The organism is Alloalcanivorax dieselolei B5, assembly GCF_000300005.1.
GTDB classification, from domain to species: Bacteria; Pseudomonadota; Gammaproteobacteria; order Pseudomonadales; family Alcanivoracaceae; genus Alloalcanivorax; species Alloalcanivorax dieselolei.
The window spans coordinates 1454274-1476886 of record NC_018691.1 but is presented as its reverse complement, the minus strand read 5'-3'; the positions used below and the strand labels follow the sequence as shown (position 1 = coordinate 1476886).

At 63.3% G+C, this 22613-nt stretch carries 20 protein-coding genes; 8 read left to right on the top strand and 12 right to left on the bottom strand.

All coding sequences use genetic code 11. From position 1 onward, the window contains the following. Positions 1-53: 53 nt before the first annotated feature. The 12 genes from B5T_RS06805 to B5T_RS06750 form a co-directional block, all read right to left on the bottom strand. Positions 54-974: a metal ABC transporter permease gene (locus B5T_RS06805; RefSeq protein WP_014993749.1), complete on the bottom strand. Its 921-nt coding sequence runs from the start codon at positions 972-974 to the stop codon at positions 54-56. After that, complete coding sequence (locus tag B5T_RS06800; RefSeq protein WP_014993748.1) at positions 971-1831, bottom strand: metal ABC transporter permease; 861 nt, start codon at positions 1829-1831, stop codon at positions 971-973. The genes B5T_RS06805 and B5T_RS06800 overlap by 4 nt, the downstream gene beginning before the upstream one ends. Next, complete coding sequence (locus tag B5T_RS06795) at positions 1828-2727, bottom strand: manganese/iron ABC transporter ATP-binding protein (protein WP_014993747.1); 900 nt, start codon at positions 2725-2727, stop codon at positions 1828-1830. The genes B5T_RS06800 and B5T_RS06795 overlap by 4 nt, the downstream gene beginning before the upstream one ends. Continuing rightward, positions 2724-3632 (bottom strand): metal ABC transporter substrate-binding protein, encoded by a 909-nt coding sequence (locus B5T_RS06790; protein ID WP_014993746.1) that lies wholly within the window; start codon positions 3630-3632, stop codon positions 2724-2726. Before B5T_RS06790 ends, B5T_RS06795 begins: the two co-directional genes overlap by 4 nt. Before the next feature lie 89 nt (positions 3633-3721). Continuing rightward, positions 3722-4549 carry a heme ABC transporter ATP-binding protein gene (locus tag B5T_RS06785; protein WP_014993745.1) on the bottom strand — a complete coding sequence of 276 codons (828 nt, stop codon included), beginning with the start codon at positions 4547-4549 and terminating at the stop codon, positions 3722-3724. 10 nt (positions 4550-4559) lie between these two features. After that, complete coding sequence (locus B5T_RS06780; RefSeq protein ID WP_014993744.1) at positions 4560-5588, bottom strand: FecCD family ABC transporter permease; 1029 nt, start codon at positions 5586-5588, stop codon at positions 4560-4562. Further along, the gene (locus tag B5T_RS06775) at positions 5588-6439 is read right to left on the bottom strand and encodes a heme/hemin ABC transporter substrate-binding protein (RefSeq protein ID WP_041716918.1); all 852 of its coding nucleotides are present in this window, start codon (positions 6437-6439) and stop codon (positions 5588-5590) included. The genes B5T_RS06780 and B5T_RS06775 overlap by 1 nt, the downstream gene beginning before the upstream one ends. 127 nt (positions 6440-6566) lie before the next feature. Continuing rightward, positions 6567-7373, bottom strand: a complete 807-nt coding sequence (locus B5T_RS23735; RefSeq protein ID WP_014993742.1) for an energy transducer TonB family protein — start codon at positions 7371-7373, stop codon at positions 6567-6569. Further along, on the bottom strand, positions 7370-7804 hold the full coding sequence (exbD, locus tag B5T_RS06765) for a TonB system transport protein ExbD (protein WP_014993741.1): 435 nt from the start codon (positions 7802-7804) through the stop codon (positions 7370-7372). The genes B5T_RS23735 and exbD overlap by 4 nt, the downstream gene beginning before the upstream one ends. After that, complete coding sequence (gene exbB / locus B5T_RS06760) at positions 7804-8775, bottom strand: tonB-system energizer ExbB (protein WP_014993740.1); 972 nt, start codon at positions 8773-8775, stop codon at positions 7804-7806. Before exbB ends, exbD begins: the two co-directional genes overlap by 1 nt. Positions 8776-8786: 11 nt before the next feature. Beyond that, positions 8787-9395: a biliverdin-producing heme oxygenase gene (locus B5T_RS06755; protein WP_014993739.1), complete on the bottom strand. Its 609-nt coding sequence runs from the start codon at positions 9393-9395 to the stop codon at positions 8787-8789. Positions 9396-9642: 247 nt separating this feature from the next. After that, a complete protein-coding gene (locus tag B5T_RS06750) occupies positions 9643-10251 on the bottom strand; it encodes a TetR/AcrR family transcriptional regulator (protein ID WP_014993738.1) in 609 nt (202 codons plus the stop codon). Between the two features lie 120 nt (positions 10252-10371). Between B5T_RS06750 and B5T_RS06745 the strand changes: the two genes are divergently transcribed. The 8 genes from B5T_RS06745 (at position 10372) to B5T_RS06710 (ending at position 22589) form a co-directional block, all read left to right on the top strand. After that, a complete protein-coding gene (locus B5T_RS06745) occupies positions 10372-10857 on the top strand; it encodes a hotdog fold domain-containing protein (RefSeq protein ID WP_014993737.1) in 486 nt (161 codons plus the stop codon). A gap of 248 nt (positions 10858-11105) precedes the next feature. Beyond that, positions 11106-11648: a sigma-70 family RNA polymerase sigma factor gene (locus tag B5T_RS06740; RefSeq protein WP_014993736.1), complete on the top strand. Its 543-nt coding sequence runs from the start codon at positions 11106-11108 to the stop codon at positions 11646-11648. A gap of 70 nt (positions 11649-11718) precedes the next feature. Further along, the gene (locus tag B5T_RS06735) at positions 11719-12684 is read left to right on the top strand and encodes a FecR family protein (RefSeq protein ID WP_014993735.1); all 966 of its coding nucleotides are present in this window, start codon (positions 11719-11721) and stop codon (positions 12682-12684) included. A 156-nt stretch (positions 12685-12840) separates the two neighbouring features. Then, a complete protein-coding gene (locus tag B5T_RS06730) occupies positions 12841-15540 on the top strand; it encodes a TonB-dependent receptor (protein WP_014993734.1) in 2700 nt (899 codons plus the stop codon). Positions 15541-15570: 30 nt separating this feature from the next. Beyond that, positions 15571-17985 (top strand): PKD domain-containing protein, encoded by a 2415-nt coding sequence (locus B5T_RS22235; protein ID WP_014993733.1) that lies wholly within the window; start codon positions 15571-15573, stop codon positions 17983-17985. Between the two features lie 188 nt (positions 17986-18173). Next, positions 18174-18698 carry a sigma-70 family RNA polymerase sigma factor gene (locus B5T_RS06720; protein WP_014993732.1) on the top strand — a complete coding sequence of 175 codons (525 nt, stop codon included), beginning with the start codon at positions 18174-18176 and terminating at the stop codon, positions 18696-18698. Further along, the gene (locus B5T_RS06715) at positions 18695-19708 is read left to right on the top strand and encodes a FecR domain-containing protein (protein WP_014993731.1); all 1014 of its coding nucleotides are present in this window, start codon (positions 18695-18697) and stop codon (positions 19706-19708) included. Before B5T_RS06720 ends, B5T_RS06715 begins: the two co-directional genes overlap by 4 nt. Before the next feature lie 127 nt (positions 19709-19835). After that, on the top strand, positions 19836-22589 hold the full coding sequence (locus B5T_RS06710; RefSeq protein ID WP_014993730.1) for a TonB-dependent receptor: 2754 nt from the start codon (positions 19836-19838) through the stop codon (positions 22587-22589). The last annotated feature ends 24 nt before the right edge of the window (positions 22590-22613 follow it).

Here is a 22613-nt window from a genome sequence, read left to right as displayed (position 1 = left end):
ATCCACCCCGCACCAGCCCACCCAGGAAAGTCATCTAAAAACCGACACGCTGTTCAGGAGCCCTGTCGATTCTGAATCAGCGGGCAACACTCCGCGGCCGCCCGACGGCGTGCCTCCCTGGTCCGCACCCCGGTCCATTCCGCCGATTGCCGGCGTCTGGTCTTGCGGCCGGCGTGCACGAAGGCAACGACGAACAGCGCCGACAGAATCAGTACGATGGTGGGCGCCGGCGCGCTGTCGATAAAGAAAGACAGATAGACACCACTGAAAGCACCGAACACCGCCACCAGCACCGACAGCAGCAACATCGCGCCGAAAGTGCGAGTCAGCAGGAAAACGATGGCGCCGGGCGCGATCAGCAGAGCGATGGCGAGAACCACCCCCACCGCCTGCAGCGCCCCGACAATGGTCATCGAGATCAACGCCAGCAGTCCGTAATGCAGCCAGCCGGTTTTCAGACCCACCGCCCGGGCCTGGGCCGGATCGAAGGCGTGCAGTAACAGGTCCTTCCATTTAAGCCCGATGACACCGGCGGTGATCAGCGCGATCAGTGCCGCGGCCAGCAGGTCCGGGCCGGCGACACCGAGCAGGTCGCCGAACAGGATATGGTCGAGGTGGACTTCCGACTGGATCTTCACGTACAGCACCAGACCCAGTCCGAACATGCCGGCGAACACCACCCCCATCACCGTGTCCTGTTTGACCCGGCTGTGATGGTTGAGGAAGCCGGTGGCCACGGCGCACAGCATGCCGGCGATGAACGCGCCCACCGCGTAAGGAATACCGATCAGGTAGGACACCACCACCCCGGGAAACACCGCATGGGACATGGCGTCGCCCATCAGCGACCAGCCCTTGAGCACCAGAAAGCAGGACAGCAGCGCCATGGGTACCGCCACCAGCATGGCGACGATCAGGGCATTGACCATGAACTCGAACTGAAACGGCGCCAGCAGCGTATCGATCAACGTCATACCGGCTCCGCGCAGGCCCGTGCCGCCCTTTTGCGCGCGGCCAGCAAACCGTGCTTCGGCGCCAGCAGAAACACCAGCAGAAAGATCAGCGTCTGCAGCACCACGATCACGCCGCCGGTGGCGCCGTCGAGAAAATAACTGGCGTAGGCGCCGGTCAGGCTGGTGAGCGAACCGATCGCCACGGCGATCAGCAGCAGCCGGGGAAAGCGGTCGGTGAGCAGATAAGCCGTGGCGCCGGGGGTCACCACCATGCAGATCACCAGAAACGCGCCCACGGTCTGCAACGCCGCCACCGTCGACGCCGACAATAAGGTGAAGAACAGGATCTTGAGCCGGGTCGGATTGAGACCGATGGAGCGCGCGTGACTCTCGTCAAAGAAAGTCACCATCAGGTCCTTCCATTTGATCAGCAGCACGGCCAGGGAGACCAGGCCGATCACCGCCAGTTGCAGCGTGTCCGCCGGCGTGATGGCGAGAATGTTGCCCAGCACGATGGTCTGGATGTTCACCGAAGTGGGCGACAGGGAAACCATGAACAGACCCAACCCGAAGAACGCGGAAAAGATCAGGCCGATCACCGCGTCCTCCCGCAGTTTGGTGCGCTGATTGAGAAACAGCATGGCGGCCGCCGCCAGGCCACCGGAGAAGAACGCACCGATAAACATGGGCAGTCCGAACAGGTAGGCCCCCGCCACACCGGGCACGATGGAATGCGACAAGGCGTCACCGATCAGCGACCAGCCTTTGAGCATCAGGAAACAGGACAGAAACGCGCAGACGCCGCCGACCAGCGCGGATACCCACATGGCGTTGACCATGTAGTGGTAGCCGAACGGTTCCAGCAGCAAGGCGCTCATAGGTTATCGCCATTCCCTGCCGCGCGGGCCGAGGCCCGGCCGCCCCTGAGAATCAGCGGCCGCTCGTCGTCGGTGAACACGCCAATCGGGATCGGCATGCCGCTGCCCGCCTCATTGACGACGAAGTGCCGCAGCACACCGCCAAACGCCTGCTCCAGATTCCGCTGGGTAAACACCTCGCTGGTGAGGCCATGGGCGAGAACGGTACGCTTGATCAGAATGGTGCGATCACAGAACTCCGGCACACTGCCGAGATTATGCGTCGAAACCAGCATCACCCGGCCCTCCTCGCGCAGCTCCCGCAACAGCGCCATGATCTGCTCCTCGGTTTTCACGTCGACACCAGTGAACGGCTCGTCGAGCAGAATCACCTGGCCGTCCTGGGCCAGCGCGCGAGCGAGGAACACCCGTTTTTTCTGTCCGCCGGACAGCTCGCCGATCTGCCGTTTGCGGAAGTCGCTCATATTCACCCGCGCCAACGCCGTCTCCACCGCCCGGTGATCGGCGGCCCGGGCCCGGCGCAACAGGCCCATATGGCCGTAGCGTCCCATCATCACCACGTCTTCCACCAGCACCGGGAAATTCCAGTCCACCTCTTCCGCCTGCGGCACATAGGCCACCAGATTGCGCCGCAGGGCTTGCCGGATCGGCATGCCGAGCACGCGAATGTCGCCCCGGGCCAAACGCACGAATCCCATGATCGACTTGAACAGCGTGGACTTGCCCGAGCCGTTGACACCAACCAGCGCCGCGATGGTGCCGCGCGGAATGCAAAAGCTGGCGTCGCGCAACGCGGTATGGCCGTTGCGGTAGGTCACCGTGGCCTGTTGCACGGCGATCCCCTCTCCGTGCTGGCGGGCGACACATTCGGCAAGGCGGGCGGCAACGGCGTTCATTGAGTCAGACCTTTGGCGATGGTGGCGGCGGTGACCCGCAGCAGATCCAGATAGGTGGGCACCGGGCCGTCCGGGCCGGTGAGGGAATCCACATAGAGCACGCCGCCGTAAGCAGCACCGGTTTCCCGCGCCACCTGACGGGCCGGGGAAGCGGACACAGTGCTTTCGGAAAACACCACACGGATGTTTTCCGCCCTGACCGTATCAATCACTTCGCGGACCTGCTGGGGCGTGCCTTGCTGGTCCGCGTTGATCGGCCACAGATACCGTTCCTTCAGATCAAAATCACGGGCCAGATAAGAGAAGGCGCCCTCGCTGGTCACCAGCCAGCGCCGCGCCTCGGGCACCGCCGCCAGTTCCTGGCGAATTGGTTCGACCAGCGCCCGGATGCGGGCTTTGTATTGCTCGGCGTTGCGTCGGTAGGTGTCCGCGTTGCCCGGGTCGTAACGCACCAGTGCATCACGAATGTTATCCACGTAGATCAACGCGGAAACGGGGGACATCCAGGCATGGGGATTGGGCTTGCCGCTGTAGGGCCCCTCGCCGATACCCAGCGGCTCGATCCCGTCCGACACCACCACCCCGGGCACGTCCCGCAAATGGCGGAAGAAGCGTTCGAACCACGACTCCAGATTCAAGCCGTTCCAGAGGATCAGACGCGCACCCTGGGCGCGTTTGATATCACCAGGGGTGGGCTGATAGTTGTGGATCTCCGCCCCCGGCTTGACGATGGACTCCACCGTGGCGGCCTCTCCGGCCACGTTGCGGGCAATGTCGGCGATCACCGTGAAGGTGGTGACCACCTTGAACTTGTCCCCGGCCATTGCCGGTGTCATCGCCGACAGCATGATCAGCGCCGCGCCGGCCCCCAGAATCAGAACCGGCCGAATCGCCTTCCCAAGCATCACTCACTCCTCCAATGACCCACGCCGGGCCCGTCCGGATCGTCCTCCTATAATGAACGCAATTGAGATTTATTTGCAAACAAGAATGGTCAGCAATTCCTTCCCGGCGACCGGCCTGGTGGCCGCGGAGCGCGCCGCAGCGCGCCGTGGATATGCAGCGAGGTGCCGGTACCCAGATCGACGCGGCAACTGTCCAGTCCGTACACCTCGGCCAGACGTTGCGGCGAAAGCACGCTGGACGGCGTACCGTCCGCCACCAAAGCTCCGTCCCGCAGCATCAAGACCCGGGACGCGAAAGCGCCCGCCAGCGCCAGATCGTGACAAACCAGAACCACCAGGCAGTCGCCGCCGGCGGCCAGCGCGGAGAGCTTCTCCACGGTCAGATACTGCTGGGCCGGATCCAGCGCCGAGGTGCTCTCATCCAGTAACAACAGTCGCGGGCCCTCGGCATCCCAGATCTGGGCCAGCACCCGCGCCAGTTGCACCCGCTGCTGTTCGCCGCCGGACAGTGACGGATAGGCGCGCGCCCGCAAGGGTGCCACTTCCAACCATTCCAGCAGCTCGCCCACCAGCGGGTCGTGAATGTTGCCGGCCCGCCGACCGGGCAACCCCAACGCCACCACTTCATCGGCGCGAATCGGAAACGCCACGGCGGCCTGTTGCGACATCACCGCGCGGAACCGCGCCAGTTCGGCGGCGGACCAGTGTTCCAGCGGCCGGCCCCGCAGTCGCACCGTGTCGCGAGCCACCGGCGCGACGCCGGACAAAGCGCGCAACAACGTCGATTTGCCGGCGCCATTGGGCCCGAGCAGGGCCACGCACTCACCGGCCCGCGCACTGAAACTGACGTCACGCAACAATGCTCTTGCGCCGGCCTGCACGGACAGATTCCGGATCCGCAGCAGCGGTTCGCTCATTGCCACCCCCTCACAGCGGCCGTTGCCGCAACAACAAAAACAGGAAGAAAGGACCGCCGAGCAGCGCCATCACCAGACCGATGGGCAGCTCCGCCGGCACCACCAGGGTGCGCGCCAGCACATCGGCGAACACCATCAGCAAGGCGCCCATGGCGGCGGAACCGGGAATCAGACAGCGGTGATCCACCCCCAGCAACAAGCGCACCAGATGCGGCGCCATCAGACCGACGAAACTGATCTGCCCGGCGGCGGCCACCGCCGCACCCACCGACACCGCGCTCAACAGGATCGCCGCCCGCTTTACCCAGGGCACCGAGAAGCCCAGATGAACGGCGGCTTCCTCCCCCAGAATCAGCGCGTTCAGCGGCCGTGCCAACAGCGGCAGCAGCACAATCCCCGACAACAACCAGGGCGCCGCCAGCGCCACATCCCGCCAGCGGCTGTGCGCCAGGGAGCCCATGCTCCAGAACGTCAGCGTGCGCAGTTGGTGATCGTCGGCCATGAAGGTGAGCAGGCCGGTCAGGGCCATGGCGATGGCGCCGATGGCGATGCCCGCCAGCAGCAGCATCGACACCTGGGTGACACCGCCCCGGCTGGCCACCCGCCAGATCAGCATGGTGGTCACCAGCGCCCCCAGAAAAGCAGCGACCGGGATCGCCTGGGTCGGCAAACGGATCTCCCACGCGGCCGCCAGGCTGGCGCCGAGCACGATCACCGCCACCGCGCCAAGGGCGGCCCCGGCGGAGATGCCGATCAAGCCGGGATCCGCCAGCGGGTTACGGAACAGGCCCTGAAGCACCGCGCCGGTGGACGCCAGCGCGCCCCCGACCAGAGCGCCCATGACGATACGCGGCAGCCGCAGATCGCGGATCACCAGATAGCCCGGTTCCATGGAAGAGGACCACAGCCCCCGCCACAGCTGTTCCACGGACACCGTCATCGGCCCGGTCAGCATCGCCAGCACCATGCCGCTCAGCAGCAGCAGCGCCAGGCCGGTCAGCGTCGGCGCCACCGGCCAGCGCCGGGGATCCGGGTCCATCACTGCCCGCCGCCCTTGCCTTGCACCACGTCCAACACCCGATTCAGCGCTTGCGGCATACGCGGGCCAAAGCCCAGCAGCAGCATGGCATCGGCCACCAGAACGCGACCGGATCGTGCCGCCCGGGTTTGTTCCAGCAGCGGCCAGTCCTCCCGGTGGAAACTGCCCGGCACGGTTTCGGCGACGATGATCAGTTCCGGGTCCAGTGCGACCAGCGCCTCGGCACTGACCGGCTTGAAACCGGAGCCGGCGGCGGCATTGGGCAGGCCAAGATCATCCAGTAGCGCTTGCGCCTGGGTGTCCGCTCCCGCTACCTGAGTGCCGCGCCGGCCGGCGGACAGCAGAAACAAGGTGCGTGGCGGTGCCGCCAGCGGCAGCCTCTGATCCACCTGATCAAAACGGTGTTGCAGCGACTGTTTCAGAGACGCGGCCCGGTCGGTGTGATCCAGCACTTCACCGATCCGGTCAACGCGCGCGAACAGCCCCGCCCGGCTCCATCGCGAATCGATGGACTCCACCTGGGTCAGCCCTTGCAGTTGCGACACCGCCTGCGGCGGGCCCGCCTCACCGGCCAGCAGAATCACATCCGGCCGCAGGCTCATGATGCCTTCCACCGGCAAGGCACGGACGTAACCGACCTTTGGCAGTGCCGCGACCTCGGCGGGGTAATTGCTGGTGGTGTCCACGCCCACCAGCCGATCCCCAGCCTCCAGCGCATAGACGATTTCGGTGATTTCCCCGCCCGCGGCCACCACTCTCTTTGGCGCCGTGGCGCTATCCCGCGGAGGGGCTCCGGCATGAACCCAGCACGCCGCGCACAGCGCCAGGCTCAAGCAAACTTTTCTCATCATGTTTCCACCTATCCGTTAATCGGCATCCCTGGAATAAGACGAATCAGCGAGCGCGGCCTCAGCGGGCCCACTCGGCATGAATGATAACAATTCTCAATATTAAAAACCGCCCGGCCAGTACCGATAATCAGCGATCTATGAAGAACTCCACTGGCACCGTCAGGCTGAGCCGCTCCCCTTTCACCTCCGCCGGCGGTATCGGCAGAGGCTCCGCGCGATGCACCAGGGCAAGGGTCTCCTTATCCAGCGCTTCCACGCCGCTGGAGCGGGACAGCGAAACGCTCAGCACCTTGCCCTCCCGGTTCATGGTGAACGACACCCAGGGCACGCCCTGCTGCTGGCGCATCCGCGCTTGCCGCGGATACCGCTTGCGCCGGTCCAGATGGGCCCGCAGCAGGCTCTGCCAGCGCTGGCGGGCATTGATCTCGCTTTGACTGGGCGCGCCAACGGCCGGCGCGCCGGCCACCTCACCCGGTTGCGCGTCGGGCACCGCCGCCGGGGCCGTGGTTTGCGGCGCGGCCTGCTCGGATGACTGCCGTGAGACCTTTCGCTGCGGTCGGGTCTGTTTTTTTTCCGGCTCCGGTTTTTCCCTCGGCGGCTCGGATTTCTCCCGCAACGCCACTTCCGCTTTGACCTTCGGTACCGGTGGCGGCGGTTCGGGTTCCGGCTCCACCACCGGTTCCGGCTCCGAAGGTGCCGCCTCCACCTGCTTCGGGCCAGGCGGTAACGCCTCCGGTGTCTCCGGTGCCGCGATCAACGTCACCTCCACCACCTGTGGCGCCGCGGCCGGCAATACCGACGCCTCCTGACGGGGATGCCACAGCCATCCCCACACCACCAGCCCATGGGCCATCGCCGCCACCAGCAGCGCCAGCCCCCATGCCGGCCATTGCCGCCTGCCGGATTCCATGTCGGGTCCCGCCAACAACGTCATGGCCTGGAATCCGCCGGCTTGTCCGCGCCGATCAGGGCGATTTTCAGGTATCCAGCTTCGCTGAGCCGGTTCATCACCCGCATCAACTCACCATAGGGCACGCTTTTGTCGGCGCGCAGCAGAATGCGCTGCTCCTGATCCGGCAGCGCATCCCGCAAGGCCGGGATCAGGGTCTCCAGCGTCACCACCTGATCCTGCCCCAGGGTCAGCGTGAGATCGGATTGCACACTGAGGTAAAGCGGTTTCGGCTCCGCCGGGCGCGGCTCGGCCACCGCCGCCGGCAGATCCACCGGTACGCTGACCGTGGCCAGCGGCGCCGCCACCATGAAGATGATCAACAACACCAGCATCACATCGATGAACGGCGTGACGTTGATGTCATGGTTGTCCGGCAATTCGGAAGCGTCGTCGCCCTGCGGTTTGAAAGCCATCAGCCGCCGCTCCGCTGCAACGGCACCACGCCCGGCACGGCCTCCTTATCGGCCGCCGCCAACGCGCGGGCCTGGGGATGGTGGCGATCCAGATCCCGGCTGATCAGCGTCATCAGAGCAGTGGTGATATCGCCCAGCAGGGCGCGGTAGCGGGTGATGGAGCGAGCGAAATGGTTGTAGATGATCACCGCGGGGATCGCCGCCACCAGCCCGATGCCGGTGGCCAGGAGCGCCTCGGCGATGCCCGGCGCCACCACCGCCAGGTTGGTGGTCTGGGTGCGGGCGATGCCGATGAAACTGTTCATGATGCCCCATACCGTGCCGAACAAGCCGACGAACGGCGCCACCGCGCCAATGGTCGCCAGGATACCGGTACCCTTGTTCATGTGAGAGCCGGCGGCCACCTGCACTCGGTCGAGCCGCGCCGCCACCCGTTCCTTGAGCCCCTCGTCGGTGACCGGCCCGCCCGAGGACAGCACCAGTTCGTGTTCGGCGGCGCGCACCAGGGTCGCGCCATCGCCCTTACGGGTAGCCGCATGGCGGGCACCGCCGGCAAAATCCGGTGCCTCCACCAGGGCCGCCAGCACCCGGCCGGCGCGCCGGCGCGCGCGAAACAGTTGCGCCAGTTTGAAAACCCAGACCGTCCATGTCAGCAGGGACGCCAGCAGCAAACTGATCATCACCGCTTTGACGATCGGGTCAGCGGCCTGATACATGCCCCACGGCGACAAATCATGGGGCAGCACCGGCCCATCATTATGGGTTTCCGTCACCGACTCCACGGCCGGCGCGGCGGCATCCGGAGTCTCGCCAGCCGCGGTCTCCTCCTCAGTGGATTCCAGGAGCGGCGCCTCCGAGGCAGCGGTTTCCGGCGGCACCGCCGGCCGCGCGTCTTCCTGCGCATGGACCTGCCCGACACCCAGCAAACCGGCGATGCAAAAGGCAGCGACGAAAAGGACCTTGGTGTTCATCATCGCCCCCGTCACTGCACGTCCACCACGGCACCGGCCAGCAGCACCTCGACGCCTTCGCGGGCAAAGCCGAAGGCGTCGAGCGCGCCTTGCAGCGCCTGTCGCCGCTCATCGTGGGAAAGCATCAGCGCATCCAGGACCTCCTTGAACCGGCGCCAGTGCAGTCCGCGGCCGTCGTCATGGCCGGCCAGGTGACGGGCACCGAACGTCTCGGACAACCCCAGCTCGCTTTTTGCGTGTTTGAGCAGGAAAGCGGCGCCCAGGTTGGAACCCTCCACGGTATAAAGCCAGCCAAGAGCGGCGTAATCATCGCCGGCACCGACCCCTTCGGCGGCGCGCCTGTCGTCTTCCAGCGCTCCCACCGAAACGCCCAGGTCCGCGCAATCGGACAGCGCCGCCGACAGCCGGTCACGCGCGGCGAGGCCGGGCAGCCACCGGGCCAGGCGTTCCGATTGATATAGCGGAGAGGCGACCCGCTGCAGCCGGGTCTGGGTGCGCACGAACAGCGTGTAGCGCTCACGGTCCGCGAACGGCGCCAGCGTCATGATGCGTCTGTCGAGCCGTTCATGCTCCTGGCTAGTACCGTCTTTGAGGAAGGTGGATAAGAGGGCGTTGGACATGCTCGTTCGTCCTGTCTGATGGATCGGATGGCGGTTCCCGGCGGCGCGCGGCACCCCGGCTGAACCGTCCTGTACTATCAAGACGAACGAGATTGGAATTTATCTTACTTTTATTTTCACTGCGGAATGCCATGCCAGGAAGACGGGGCTCGACCGCGGCGGAGTGATCGCCAGGGCCGTGGTCCTCGACGTTAGTGTGTGCCTGTGATCTGCGTCAATACAAATGAAACCCAAACTCATTCCTCTCTCAGGTCGACACCGCCCGCCAGGCCGCTTCGGCAAACACCTCTGCGTGCTCCACCGGCGCCCCCTTGACTCGCCCGGACAGCCAGGCCCGGCAATAGTTTTCGGACTGGCCGATCAACAGAGAGGCATAGGTTTCCCTCGGTAAGGCCCGAATGTCCCCCTTTTCCACCCCCTCGACCAGGTAAGTCAGCAAGCTGCCAAAACGCCGCTTATTGCGGGCGTCCAGCTCGCTCTTGAAGCCACCGGCCGCCACCAGAGCGCGCGCCTGGAACATGAAACGGGCAAGCTTGGGCTGCTCGGTAACCCAGGCCATATAGGTGGTAACCAGCGCCGCTATGGCCCCCCGGGGGTTCCCGGCCTCTTGCATTGCCGGTTCGATCTGCGCCAGTTGGTCGTCCAGTGCGGCCAGGAAGATCGCCGCCACCAGGCCTTCCTTGTTGCCGAAATGGTGATAGATGGTGCCAATGCTGCTCTGCGAACGCCGACGGATGGTATCGATGGTGGTCGCTTCCAGGCCCTGTTCGTCAAAGCATTCGAGTGCGCAATTAAGAATATGCCGCTTGTTGGCTCTGCGAGCACCGGGCTCAACCCGTTCAAATGCCGATTCCATAGGTACTGCCTTTTGGCCTGGTTGGAATATTGTTCTAGAATATTTTTCTAGATTAGGATTCTATTCATTCTAACAGATCGCCAAGGTTCGCCCGTATCCGATCTCACAGGAGCCTGTGCCATGAATGAAAGCATCCACCCGACTCTGGTCCTCTATAACAAGCTGAGTGATCTGCCCATGGGCAAGATCCTGTTCACCCGGGGGGTCTGCTTCAAGGCACCCTACTTCGCTACCATTCGGCCTTTGATCACCGGGCTGCGGCCAGGATATGGGGAGGTGAAAATCAGGAAGCGCCGCTCGGTCCAGAACCACTTGGGGACCGTCCACGCCATCGCCATGTGCAACATGGCGGAACTGGCCAGCGGCACCATGACCGAGATCAGCGTACCCGCCACCCACCGCTGGATTCCCAAGGGGATGGAGGTGGAGTACCTGAAAAAGGCGGAAACCGATCTGATCGCCGTGGCCCGGGCCGAGCTTCCCGGGCAGTGGCCGGATTCAGGCGATTTCAGCACCCGGGTGGAGGTTCAAAATATCCATGGTGAGGTTGTGGCGCGGATGGTGATTACCATGTGGGTGTCGGTCAAGAAAAAGCAAACGGCCTGATGGTCCGCCTTGCCCAATTTTTCCTGGAGAAAGCGCGCCGCTACTCCCAGCCGGCGAGCACCAGCTTGCCGATGGTCTTGCCGGACTCGATGCGCCGGTGGGCCTCCTTGAGGTTGGCGGCATTGATGCGCTGAACGAGAGCAGAGAACATTTCCCTTCAGACTCAATTGACAATGATTCTCATTAAAAATAAAGTGCAGCCACACTGAACACCTTCAGCGCGTTTTTCAGGGCCCGGGGCATCGTCCATGCATGGCGACAACGACAAACTCAAGGTCTACCTGGAGCATCGCGCGGCCTTGATCAACTACGCCACACCGCTCACCGGCAGCCGGGCCACCGCCGAGGAAGTGGTGCAGGATGCCTGGCTGCGATTCGCCAGCGCCTCCACTCCCCGGCAACCAGCACAATACCTCTATCGTATCGTCCGTAATCTGGCCACCGATCTGACCCGTCGGCTGAGCCTGGAAAACCGCTATCACCACAACGATGACGACGAGCCCGCGCACGCCTGGATGGCGCCAGGCCCCCTGCCCGAGCCGGAACGCAGCCTGCTCAACACGCAACAACTCGATGAAGTGCGCAAGGCTCTGGAGGCGCTCCCCGAAACCACTCGCAAGGCACTGGAGATGCATCGCCTGGGCGAGGCCCGGTTGCACGATATCGCCAGGACACTGAATGTCTCTACCTCCACGGCACAGCGTCTGGTGCACCAGGGGCTGGTCAGGATCGCGCTTCATCTCGACCGGGCCAACCGGTCCGCCAGCGACGACACCACCGATGATGATTAAAACCCGCCCCTCATTCGTCATGTACAATGTGAACAGGCCCTACGGCGCATTACACAGCAGGAAAGGTTGGATGACATCGGAGCCACCGCGCACGGACCGGGAGCGGCACATCAGCGAGGCGATGGACTGGCTGTTGCGGCTTCAGGACGACCCCGACAATAGCGATCTGCAGCAACGGCATCGTCACTGGCTGGACACCAGCCCGGACCATGGCGACGCCTGGAAGCAGGCACGGCGCACCTGGCAACTGCTGCGGGCGGCGCCAGAGACCAGCGTGGAAGCAGCGCCGGCGTCCAGGCCCGCTTCGCGGCGGCGACGTTTACCGCTGCGTATCGCCGCGCTGGCCGTGGCCGCTTGTCTGCTGCTCGCGGTGGCGCCTTCGGCGATTCTGCATTGGCGGGCCGACCACATCACCGGTACCGCGGCCAACCAGACCATCACTCTGACCGACGGCAGCACCGTTTATCTCGGCGCGGACAGCGCCCTGAGCACCGACTTCGACGCCGCCACCCGTGATCTGACCTTGCTGCGCGGAGAAGCCTTCTTCGATGTTACCCCCGACCCCGGGCGTCCCTTCGTGGTCCATGCGCGGGATCTTGATGTCACGGTTGTGGGTACCCGTTTCAACGTCGCCATCGGCGGCCTGTCGGACACCGTCAGTGTGGCCAGCGGCAAAGTAAAGCTGGAACAGGCCCGCTCATCGGCGCCGCGTTTGCTCGGCCAGTTGCAGCCCGGTGAGCAAATGTCCCTGTTTCATGACGGCACCGTGGAACGGTCGACCGTGGCCATCGAGGACGTGGCCAGCTGGCGCGACAACCGGCTGTTCGTGCACGACGCCACCGTCGCCGACGTGGCGGCCACGTTACAGCGCTACCATCAGGGCCATATTCTTCTGACCGATGAGGCCCTCGCCCGAAAACGTGTCACCGGCGCCTATGACCTTTCCGTCCCTGATCAGGCTCTGGATAATCTGATCGCCGCCCATCAAGGTCGCCTGCTGTCCTTGTCACCGTTGTTGCGGATCGTCACCCATTAGTGGAAAAGCGGCCGGTGGCCCCGGTCCACGCCGGGACTTACTTTTTCTGATTATTTTCTAAAAAAATTCCCAACGGTTGGGAAAAGCCGCCGGGCTCTCCGTCTTTGAACTTTAAGAGAATCGATCTCATTCTCGATTTCAAGACAGGAGCCTCACATGATGCAGCTGCTGACACGCTGCCTGCTGCTTACCAGTATTGCCGCCGCCCTGCCAATGCCGGTCCTGGCGCAATCGGTGCCGGTTTCCGGCGTCGAAGCCGGCGACCGGAATCGGCATCCGTTCAATATTCCGGCGCAATCCCTGGCTTCCGCCATCAATGCGTTTTCACGCCAATCCGGCTGGCAGATTTCGGTGGCGTCCGAACTCGCCAGCCAGCGCCGGTCGCGCGACGTCAGCGGAAATCTTTCGCCCGAACAGGCGCTGACCCGGCTGCTGGATGGCACCGATCTGATCTGGCGCAGCACCGGCCACAACGCCGCTGTGATCTACTCCGCCCCCACCGGCGATGCTCTGGTACTGGAGCCGATCCAGGTCCAGGGCAGCACCCGTCTCAGCGATACGCCCTATCGGACCGCCGGCTCCGCCAATGTGATCACGCGCGATAACATCGAGCGTTTTCGCGGCACCTCGGTGGGTGATATTTTTCGTGGCACGCCCGGGGTTCTGGTCAGTGAGAACCGCAATTCCGGCGGCCTCGATGTCAATATCCGTGGTATGCAGGGACAAGGCCGGGTACCGGTGCTGATTGATGGCAGCCGCCAGGAAACCACTGTGTATCGTGGCTATTCCGGCGTCTCCAGCCGCAGCTACATAGACCCGGATCTGATCGGCAGTATTCGTATCGACAAAGGCCCGGTGATGACCGCCGAAGGCACCGGCGCCACCGGCGGCGTGGTTAGTGTCAGCACGCTGAACGCGGACGACGTCGTCCGCCCAGGCGAAGTCAGCGGGATCCGCCTGCGCGGCAGCCTGATCGGCAACAATTCCACGGCGCCGGCCGCCGGCACCCATGCCGGTTACTATCTGCCGCGTAACAGCTACCGCTCCGATTGCCGCTTCCCCACCTACTGCGAAGACCGCTACCTGATGCCGGACCGCTTCGCGCCGGAGCACGGCATGGACCGTCCCGGCCTGCTGGATTTCCGTGGCCATTCCGCCAGTCTGGCGATGGCACGACGGTTCGAATGGGGGGACCTGGTGGCCGCCTACGCCGAGCGCGATCAGGGCAATTACTACGCCGGCAAACACGGACCGACCCCTTACATCGTCGTGGGCGAACCGGAGAAGTTACCCTGGTACACCGAGACGCCGGTGAGCCGCGAGGGCGTTTCCCCGTTCCGTGCCGGTGAACGGATCCCGAACACGCAATACAGCAGCGAATCGGTACTGCTCAAGGGCCGCTTCTTTTTACCCCGGGAGCAAAGCGTGGAGCTGAGTTATCTGCGCTACGACAGTGCCTTCGGCGAGATGATGCCGTCGCAGATCCGCTCCTTCGGTCAGGCCCGGCAATGGCTGGACAGCGAAGTACTCAATCAGACTTACGCCCTGCGGTACCACTGGCAGCCGGTGGCGCACGACTGGGCCGATCTGCGCCTGCATCTGTGGCATACCGATACCGTCTCCCACCTGAATACGCCGGCGGTAGGCTCCGTGGATATCGCCGACAACACCCCGCGCACGGACGACTATCAGCGCTACGGTGCCGATCTGAGCAACAGCATGCGGTTCTATCCGTTCGGTACCTTGCAACTGGATTACGGAGTGTCCGCGCAATGGGAGGACATGGACACCGATACCCCCGAAGCCACCGGTTTCTACGACGGCTCCCGCAGCGGCAAACGGGATGAATTCAGCGCCTTCACTTCGGTGCGATGGCAACCCTGGCCGGCTTGGACGCTGGAAGCCGGAACCCGTTATACCCGCTTCAAATCCAAGGACAACAACCCCTTGCCGCTAACGCCGAACGATCCCGCCTGTGTACCGGACGGCGATGGCGGCTGCACGCCGGTTCACTATCGCAATCACCATTCCGGCAGCGCGCCGATCGCCAGTCTCACCTGGGAGCCGGTAAAAGGTCTGCAGCTTTACGCCCGCCACGCGGAAGCGCTGCGCATGCCCAGTCTGTTCGAAAGCACGTCCGGCTGGTCGGTGAGTCCGGCGCTGGATATTCCGCTGAAACCGGAGCACGCCATCAACCGCGAGTTCGGACTCAACTATCTGAAAGACGGCCTGTTCGCCGCCAACGACAAGCTGCGTTTCAAAGTCGCGTACTTTCGCAACCATGTGGACGACTACCTGACCCGGACTCAGCCCAACGCCTGGGAAACCGGTAACGGCCTGGACTTTTTCCGCCTGCGCAATATCGACAGTGCCGACTTCCACGGTTGGGAGGTCAATCTCGCCTACGATGCCGGCGCCTGGTTCGCCGAATTGAGCGGCACCCGTTACAGCCATATCGAAGTGTGCAATGTCGGCAGCTATGTGCGCTATTACTGCAGCGACTGGGGGCTACCGCAAAGCTATATCAACAACATGATCCCGCCCAAGTGGCACGCCAGCACCACGCTCGGAGTACGGCTGCTGCAACGGCGGCTGGAGCTCGGCGCGCGCGGCACTTTCATGGGCCAGCGCAACCGCATCCCGCGCTACAACGCCCCCACCGGCTTCAACCCGCCGGTGCTCTGGCACCACTACAACCTGCTCGATGTGTTTGTTCACTACCGGCACAACGAAACGCTGTCGGTGGATCTGACCGTCGACAACGTCACCGACCGCTATTACCTGGACGCGCTGAGTTTGGGCCTGGTGCCGGCGCCCGGCCGCACCGCCCGCCTCGGTTTCACCCTTCAATTCTGATTGCTTCGCATCCGACACGGAGATCCGCTCATGAAACCCTCTCTGCTCCGACCCGGCACGCTGGTCGTGGCACTTCTGCTGACCGCCTGTGGAGGCGGCGGCGGAGGTGGCAGCGACGCCCCGGCCCGCCCCACCGCCAATATTGATGTGCTGACCCCGACGCAAGCCACCTTCTCGCTGGCCGACGGCCCCGTGGAAGTGCAACTGGACGGCAGCAACAGCAGCAGCCCCAGAAGCGGCACGCTCAGCTACCAGTGGCAACTGGTCTCACAACCCGCCGAGAGCGGCGCCAGTCTCAGCGGCGCCGCCGCCACGACCACCTCCTTCAACGCCGATCTTCCCGGTGACTACGTCGCCAGCCTGGTGGTCGATGATGGCACCATCCAGAGCACCCCGACCCGCGTCACCCTGGTCGCCACCAGCCCCTACCCGGTGGCGATCACCGCACCCCGGCACAGCGTGCGGCTCGGCACCGAAACCCTGGGACTGGACGGCAGCGCCAGCCAGCCGCCGACCGGACAAAGCGGCACACTGTCCTACCAATGGACGCTGAAACAGGTCCCCGATGGCAGTGCCGGTTTTCTCACCGGCGCCGGCCAGGCCCTGGCCACCCTGAATCTGGACGTCGCCGGCGACTACTTGCTGCAACTGGTGGTCAGCCATGACGGCGTCGCCAGCGAACCGGCCGATGTGGTGGTCACGGTGTCGGCGGGTAACGCACCGCCGGTGGCGGTGGCCGAGGATCGCACCGTGAACCTGGGCGAGGAGGTGGTGCTCGATGGCGGTAACAGCTACGACCCAGACGGCGCCGCCCTGCAGTACCGGTGGGTCTGGTCGGACGCCGAGCCCGACGGTGTACCGATCCCGCCGTTGCGGGGCCGCACCACCGACATCGTGCGCTTCACTCCGGAAGCCGCTGGCACTTACAAACTGGACTTCTTTGTTTTCGACGGCACCTGGAAGAGCGAGGAACGGGAAGTCACCGTCACCGTGGAAAGACCGGAGGACGGCAGCATCAATAACCCGCCGATCGGCGACCTCGAAGCCACCGGTTATTTCCCTTCCTACAGCTACAACGAACAGGAAGTGGGTCTGCGCGCCAATTTCACCTTCATCGGTTATGACCCGGAAGGCGATCCGCTACAGATCACCAACGCCGAACTACTGGAAAAACCCGCCGGCAGCACCGCCGAGCTGGTGGACATCGGCGCCTGGGAACCGCTCGGTAAAAAAATCCAGAAGCTGGACAAAGTCGGCCTTTATCGCGTGCGCATGACGGTTTCCGATGGCGTCAACAGCATCACCCGTGAAGCCACCATGGAAGCGAAAATCGGTAACGTCAACGGCCGTCCGGCCACCGGCGGCGTCACCGCCCAGGCACAATCCGTGCTGGTCGGCAACGCGCTGATCTTCGACGCCAGCAGCAGTGATCCGAACCTGGATCCGCTCACCTTCGAATGGGAACTGGCGGACCGGCCGGACGGCAGCCAGGCGGTGGTGGAAGCGGTGCTGGAGCCGGAAAGTCAGGAGTATCGTCGCGCCCGGGTACTCACTGATGTGCCCGGCCCCTATACCGTTCGCGTGGTGGCCCGCGATGATCGCGGCTTGACCGGTGCCAGCCCGGCCGAGGCCAGCGGTATCGCCAAACTGGCCAACAATCCGCCGGAAATCCGCCGCGTCATTTGGAAACGGAACTGGGGCAGCTTGGCACCAGGAGAAAGTTTCTATCAGTTGCTGCCTTGCATGTCCCTGCATTTTTCACCGCTGGTGGTCGATGCCAACGGCGACAAGATCTACACCCACGAGGAAATGCTCAGCGCACCGGAAGGCGGCGACTTCACCAGCGATCCCGGTGAAGCCGACTGCCCGAATACCCGTGGGGCCGTTTTCACCAAACCCGGGACCTATGTGTTCCGTTACCTCGCCAGCGACGGCATCGAGGACGCCGCGCCCTATGATTTCAACGTCGATATCGAGCCGATGGAAAACGCCCGAGGGGTTCTGCTGAAGAGCTGGAGCGAAGGAGACGCGCTATTGCATCCGTTGCCTTACGAGAACATCCCGCCTTACGGCTACGGCACGACCCTCCATCTGCGTCCGGTTCTGGAACCCAGGAGGATAGTCTGGTCCATTGACGCGGTGGACGGTGACTACACCGTGGTGGATGTGGCGGCCAGCCATATCAACGGCGGCCTGGAGAGTCTCACTCCCTGGTTCGAGGGAGTGCGAGAAGGTCAGGTAATCAAACAGGGCGAGACCTTGAACTTCAGCACCTGGATGCCACCGGTCCCTTGCATCCGCACCGACGATCTGGCGGAAGGCTTCCATTTCTCCTTCCGGATCAAGGAAATCCCCCAGGCCACCTTCGTCTACGAAAACTGGGTGGAAGCTTCCCGGGGCGTTCTCAGTCAGTGGACCGACTGCGAACCGGGACAGATGGAGTAATAGAGCATCGGGAGCCGGAATCACCCGGCTCCCGGTTTCAGTCCGTCTCTACTTCTGTCCTCCCGTCTTGCCCTACCGGCTATCCCCCTTTGTTGTTCTCAATCCTTCATATTGTAATGAGAATCACTTTCATCTAATGTAGGGCTCTTTGCTTCGTACTGGCTTGGGAAAACCGGGGGCACCTGACCGTGGATGGCGACACGTCTGAACAAGCGGGATTTTCCAAACTCTATCAAGACCACCATGCCTGGCTGGTCCGCTGGCTGCTGCGGCGCACCCGGGGCGCCGACAATGCCCAGGATCTCGCGCACGATACGTTCATGCGTCTGCTGGATCGTCCGGCACTCCCGCACGGCATCCGCAACGCCCGCGCCTGGCTGGCGAAAACCGCCAGCAACCTGGTCGTTGATCAGGCCCGGCGGCAGATACTGGAACGAAATTACCTGGCCCTGCTGACCGCCCTGCCCGAGCAGGAGCAACCGTCCCCCGAAGACCAGTGGGAATTGTTGCAATTACTGGAACGTATCGACAATCTGCTCGACGGCCTCAGGCCGATCGAGAAAAAAACCTTCCTGATGTCACGCCTCGACGGTCTGCCCTATCGTAAGATCGCCGAGCGGCTCGGCATCAGTCTGTCGTCGGTGGAGAAGTACATGGCGAAGGCCATGCTCAAATGCTACACCGCCGCCTATGTGGAGCGGCCGGATTTATGAGAGACGGAACCCATCAACAGTCAAACGGTGGCCAGAGTGCGCCATCACTGACCGAGTCAGTGATCAAAACCGCGATCGCCTGGCGCATTCGTCTGGAATCCGGCCTGGCGCAAACATCGGATAAAGAAGCCTGCCGGCACTGGCGTGATGCCGACCCCGCCCATGAACTGGCCTGGCAACGTCTCGGCAAACTGGACAGCGTCTTTCACGATGCCGCCGGCAAGGCGCCGGCATTGGCGCGCACCACTTTACACCGGACCGATGAGGAAAGGCGCCGGCTCAGCCGCCGTCAGGCTCTGAGTGTGATCACCGGTTCCGCGCTGGGCCTGTCCAGCCTCGGCTGGCTGGCCGTTGACCAAGGCCTGGTGCAACGTCTCGATGCCGACTATGCGACACGAACCGGAGAGCGTCATCAATACCTTCTGCGGGATCACAGCCGTCTCTGGCTGAATACCGACAGCGCCATCAAAGTACGCTTCGATGACAGCGAGCGTCATCTGCACTTGTCCCGCGGCGAAATCCATCTGCACACCGCCACGGACGCGAGACCGCTGCAAGTGCACTTCCCACAGGGTTCCTTGACGACGCTGGGCACTCGCTTCCTGGTGCGCCGGGAACGTCAACATACTCTGGTGCAGGTGATTGAAGGGGACGTCACGGTGCGGCCGCGTCTGGCCGGTTCACCGGCGCAGGTAAAAGGTGGCCAGGTTTTCCGCATCAGCGATACCGGTCTGACCGCGGTGGATGGTCGGCGCTTCGATTACAGTGCCTGGGTGGACGGCATATTCTCCGTTCGCAACATGCCGATGGCGGAACTGCTGGAGGAACTGTCGCGCTATCGCACCGGCGTCCTGCGCTGCGATTCCCGTCTGGAAGACTTCCTTGCTTCCGGCGTATACCAGCTCAGCGACACCGATCTCGCCCTGGAAGCCATGGCCCGCTCCGCCAACGCGGAAGTCCGCTACTTCACCCGCTGGTGGGCCGAAATCGTGCCGTTGGGGAACGCCTGACGACAACATTATGGCCTTGTAATAATCCCTTTTCTCTTACACACGAAAAAGTCTCATTTTCGTTTACGGGTTTTTCGATTTCGTTCGGCTCAGACAATACATGGCCGGAGAAAAGGAAACCGTTTCGATGCCGCAACCGTTCAAGTCCTTTCTGATTCTGCTCACCACGCTGTTGTGGCTGGGGCAGCCCATGCCGGCGACGGCACAGGCTTCCGAGGTGGTGGCGTTCCGTCTTCCCGCCGGGAATCTTGGGGATATTCTTGATCTTTACTCGCGCCAGGCCGGCGTCACCGTGTCCTACGAAGACCGTCTGGTACAGGGTATCAACGTCTCCGCGCTTGCCGGGAACTACCGCCCCGCCGAAGCCCTGTCGATGCTGTTGCGTGGCAGTAAGTTGCGAGCTGTTCCGGTCGGCGACGGCGCCTGGGTCATCCAGTCCATCCCGGAAGCCACCTCCGATGCTTTCACCTTGCAACCAATCCAGGTGCAAGGGCATTCCGCCAAGGCCGATCAGGTTTACCGCACCGCCGGTTCGGTCAACGTCATTGAGCAGAAAGACATCGAGCGATTTCGCGGCACTTCGGTGGGCGATATTTTCCAGGGCACCCCGGGCGTACTGGTGGGCGAAAACCGTAACAGCGGCGGCCTGGATATCAATATCCGCGGCATGCAGGGTCAGGGGCGGGTGCCGGTGGTGGTCGACGGTGCCCGCCAGGAAACCACGGTTTACCGGGGCTATGCCGGTGTCTCCTCGCGTACCTATCTGGACCCGGACCTGATCTCCGAAATAGAAGTGCAAAAAGGGCCAGTGATGAGTGCCGACGGCGCCGGCGCTACCGGTGGCGTGGTCAGCATGCGCACCATCGGTGCCAATGACATCATCAAGCCCGGCAAGGACTGGGGCATCCGGCTTCGTGGCAGCGTCATGGGCAACAGCAGCTCCCCGCCCCCGGCCGGTACCGTCGCCGGCATGAACGGCACGGGCCGGACTTATCGCACGGATTGCGCGGTACCCAGTCTTTGTGAAGGCGAGCACGCCCTGCCCGATTCATTCGGTTCCCCGGAGGGCATGGACCGGCCGGGGCTGTTCGACATGCGCGGTTGGGCCGGCAGCATCGCCACCGCGCGCCGCTTCGAGCACTTCGATCTGATCGCCGCCTACGCCCAACGCAATCAGGGTAACTACTATACCGGGGCCCACGGCCCCACACCCGAAGTGGAACTGAGTTACCGCGAGCTGCCGTTCTATACCGAGGTGACCGCCGTACGCGACGGCATCGCACGCTTTCGCGGCGAGGAACGGGTGGTCAACAGCAACAATCGCAGCAACACCCTGCTGCTCAAAAGCAATCTCTACCTTGGCGACGATCAGACCTGGGAACTGGGTTACCAGCGCTACGACAGCGAATACGGCGAGCTGATGCCCTCCCAGCTAATCTGGCTGGAGCAGATCAAACAGACCGACAACAGCACCGTCACCGCCCATACCTATACCAGCCGCTACAACCTGAACCCTCTGGACCAGGATTGGCTGAATCTGGATTTCAACCTCTGGCACACCCACACCCGCTCGCTAAACCGCAGTTACTCCGAAGACATTTACGAGGGCTTTTCGGACACGCCCAGGCCGGAGCGCTACGACCGCTGGGGAGCCGATCTGGGCAACGAGACGCTGTTCGACCGCTGGGGGCAACATACCCTCAGCTACGGTTTCACCGCGCAAAGAGAGGAAATCGATACCGATCTTCCCAGCAGCGACGACGACACCCCGATCAGTAACGCCAGTTTCGGCCGCATCGGCGACCGTACTGAACTGAGCGCCTTCTTCAACTGGCAGTGGCAACCGCATCCCGCTCTGACCCTGGACGCGGGCATCCGTTACCTGCGCGCGGAAACCGACGATCACAAACTGGTGGTACCGCAAGGCCGGGAAGAGAACCTCTACGACGACGACGGCAACGTCATCGAGACCGTTTACGTGGAAAGCGTCTTCTGCGTGGACAACAACGGCGACGGCGCCTGTGATCCGATTCGTTACCGTACCCGTAACAGCGGCAGCGCTCCGGTGGCCAGCTTGACCTGGGAGCCCTGGATGAACGGCGTGCAGTTCTACGCCCGCTACGCCGAAGGCCTGCGAATGCCCAGCCTGTTCGAGGCCACTCAGGGCTGGTCGGTACAACCGGCGCTCGATGTGCCGTTAAAGCCCGAGCGCGCCGTCAACAAAGAGATTGGCATGAACATTCTGCGCCGCGATCTGTTCTTGAACGATGACCGTCTGGCACTGAAGTTGTCACGTTTCCGCAATGTCACCCACGACTATCTGACGCGCACTTCGCAGAATCTCTGGGAGGAAGGGAACCAGATTTTCGTCATGCGCAACATTGACAGCGTGACACTGCACGGCACCGAGCTGGCCCTGGAGTACGATGCCGGCTTTGCCTATACCAAACTTGGCGGCAGCAAATACGATCATATCGAGGTCTGCCATTACGGCAGTTATCGGCGCGAACGCTGCAATGACTACGGCGTGGCCAACTCCTATTTCAACAACATGATCCCGCCAAAGTGGCACGCCAGCGTCACCCTCGGCGCGCGCTTGTTCAAAAGACGTCTGGACATCGGCTCCCGCGTCACCTTCATGGGCCAACGCACACCCACACCGCCATTCAACGACGACACCTCGCGCGGCTTTAACCAGCCGGTGCCCTGGCACGACTACCGCCTGGTGGATGTGTACGCGAGTTGGCAATACGACGAGTCACTGATCATCGATTTCAACATCGACAACCTTACCGACCAGTACTACCTGGACGCCCTGAGTCTTGGCCTGGTGCCGGCGCCGGGCCGCACCGCGCGGCTGAGCCTGACAATGAAATTCTGATTATCTGCACAACTTAATGGAGAA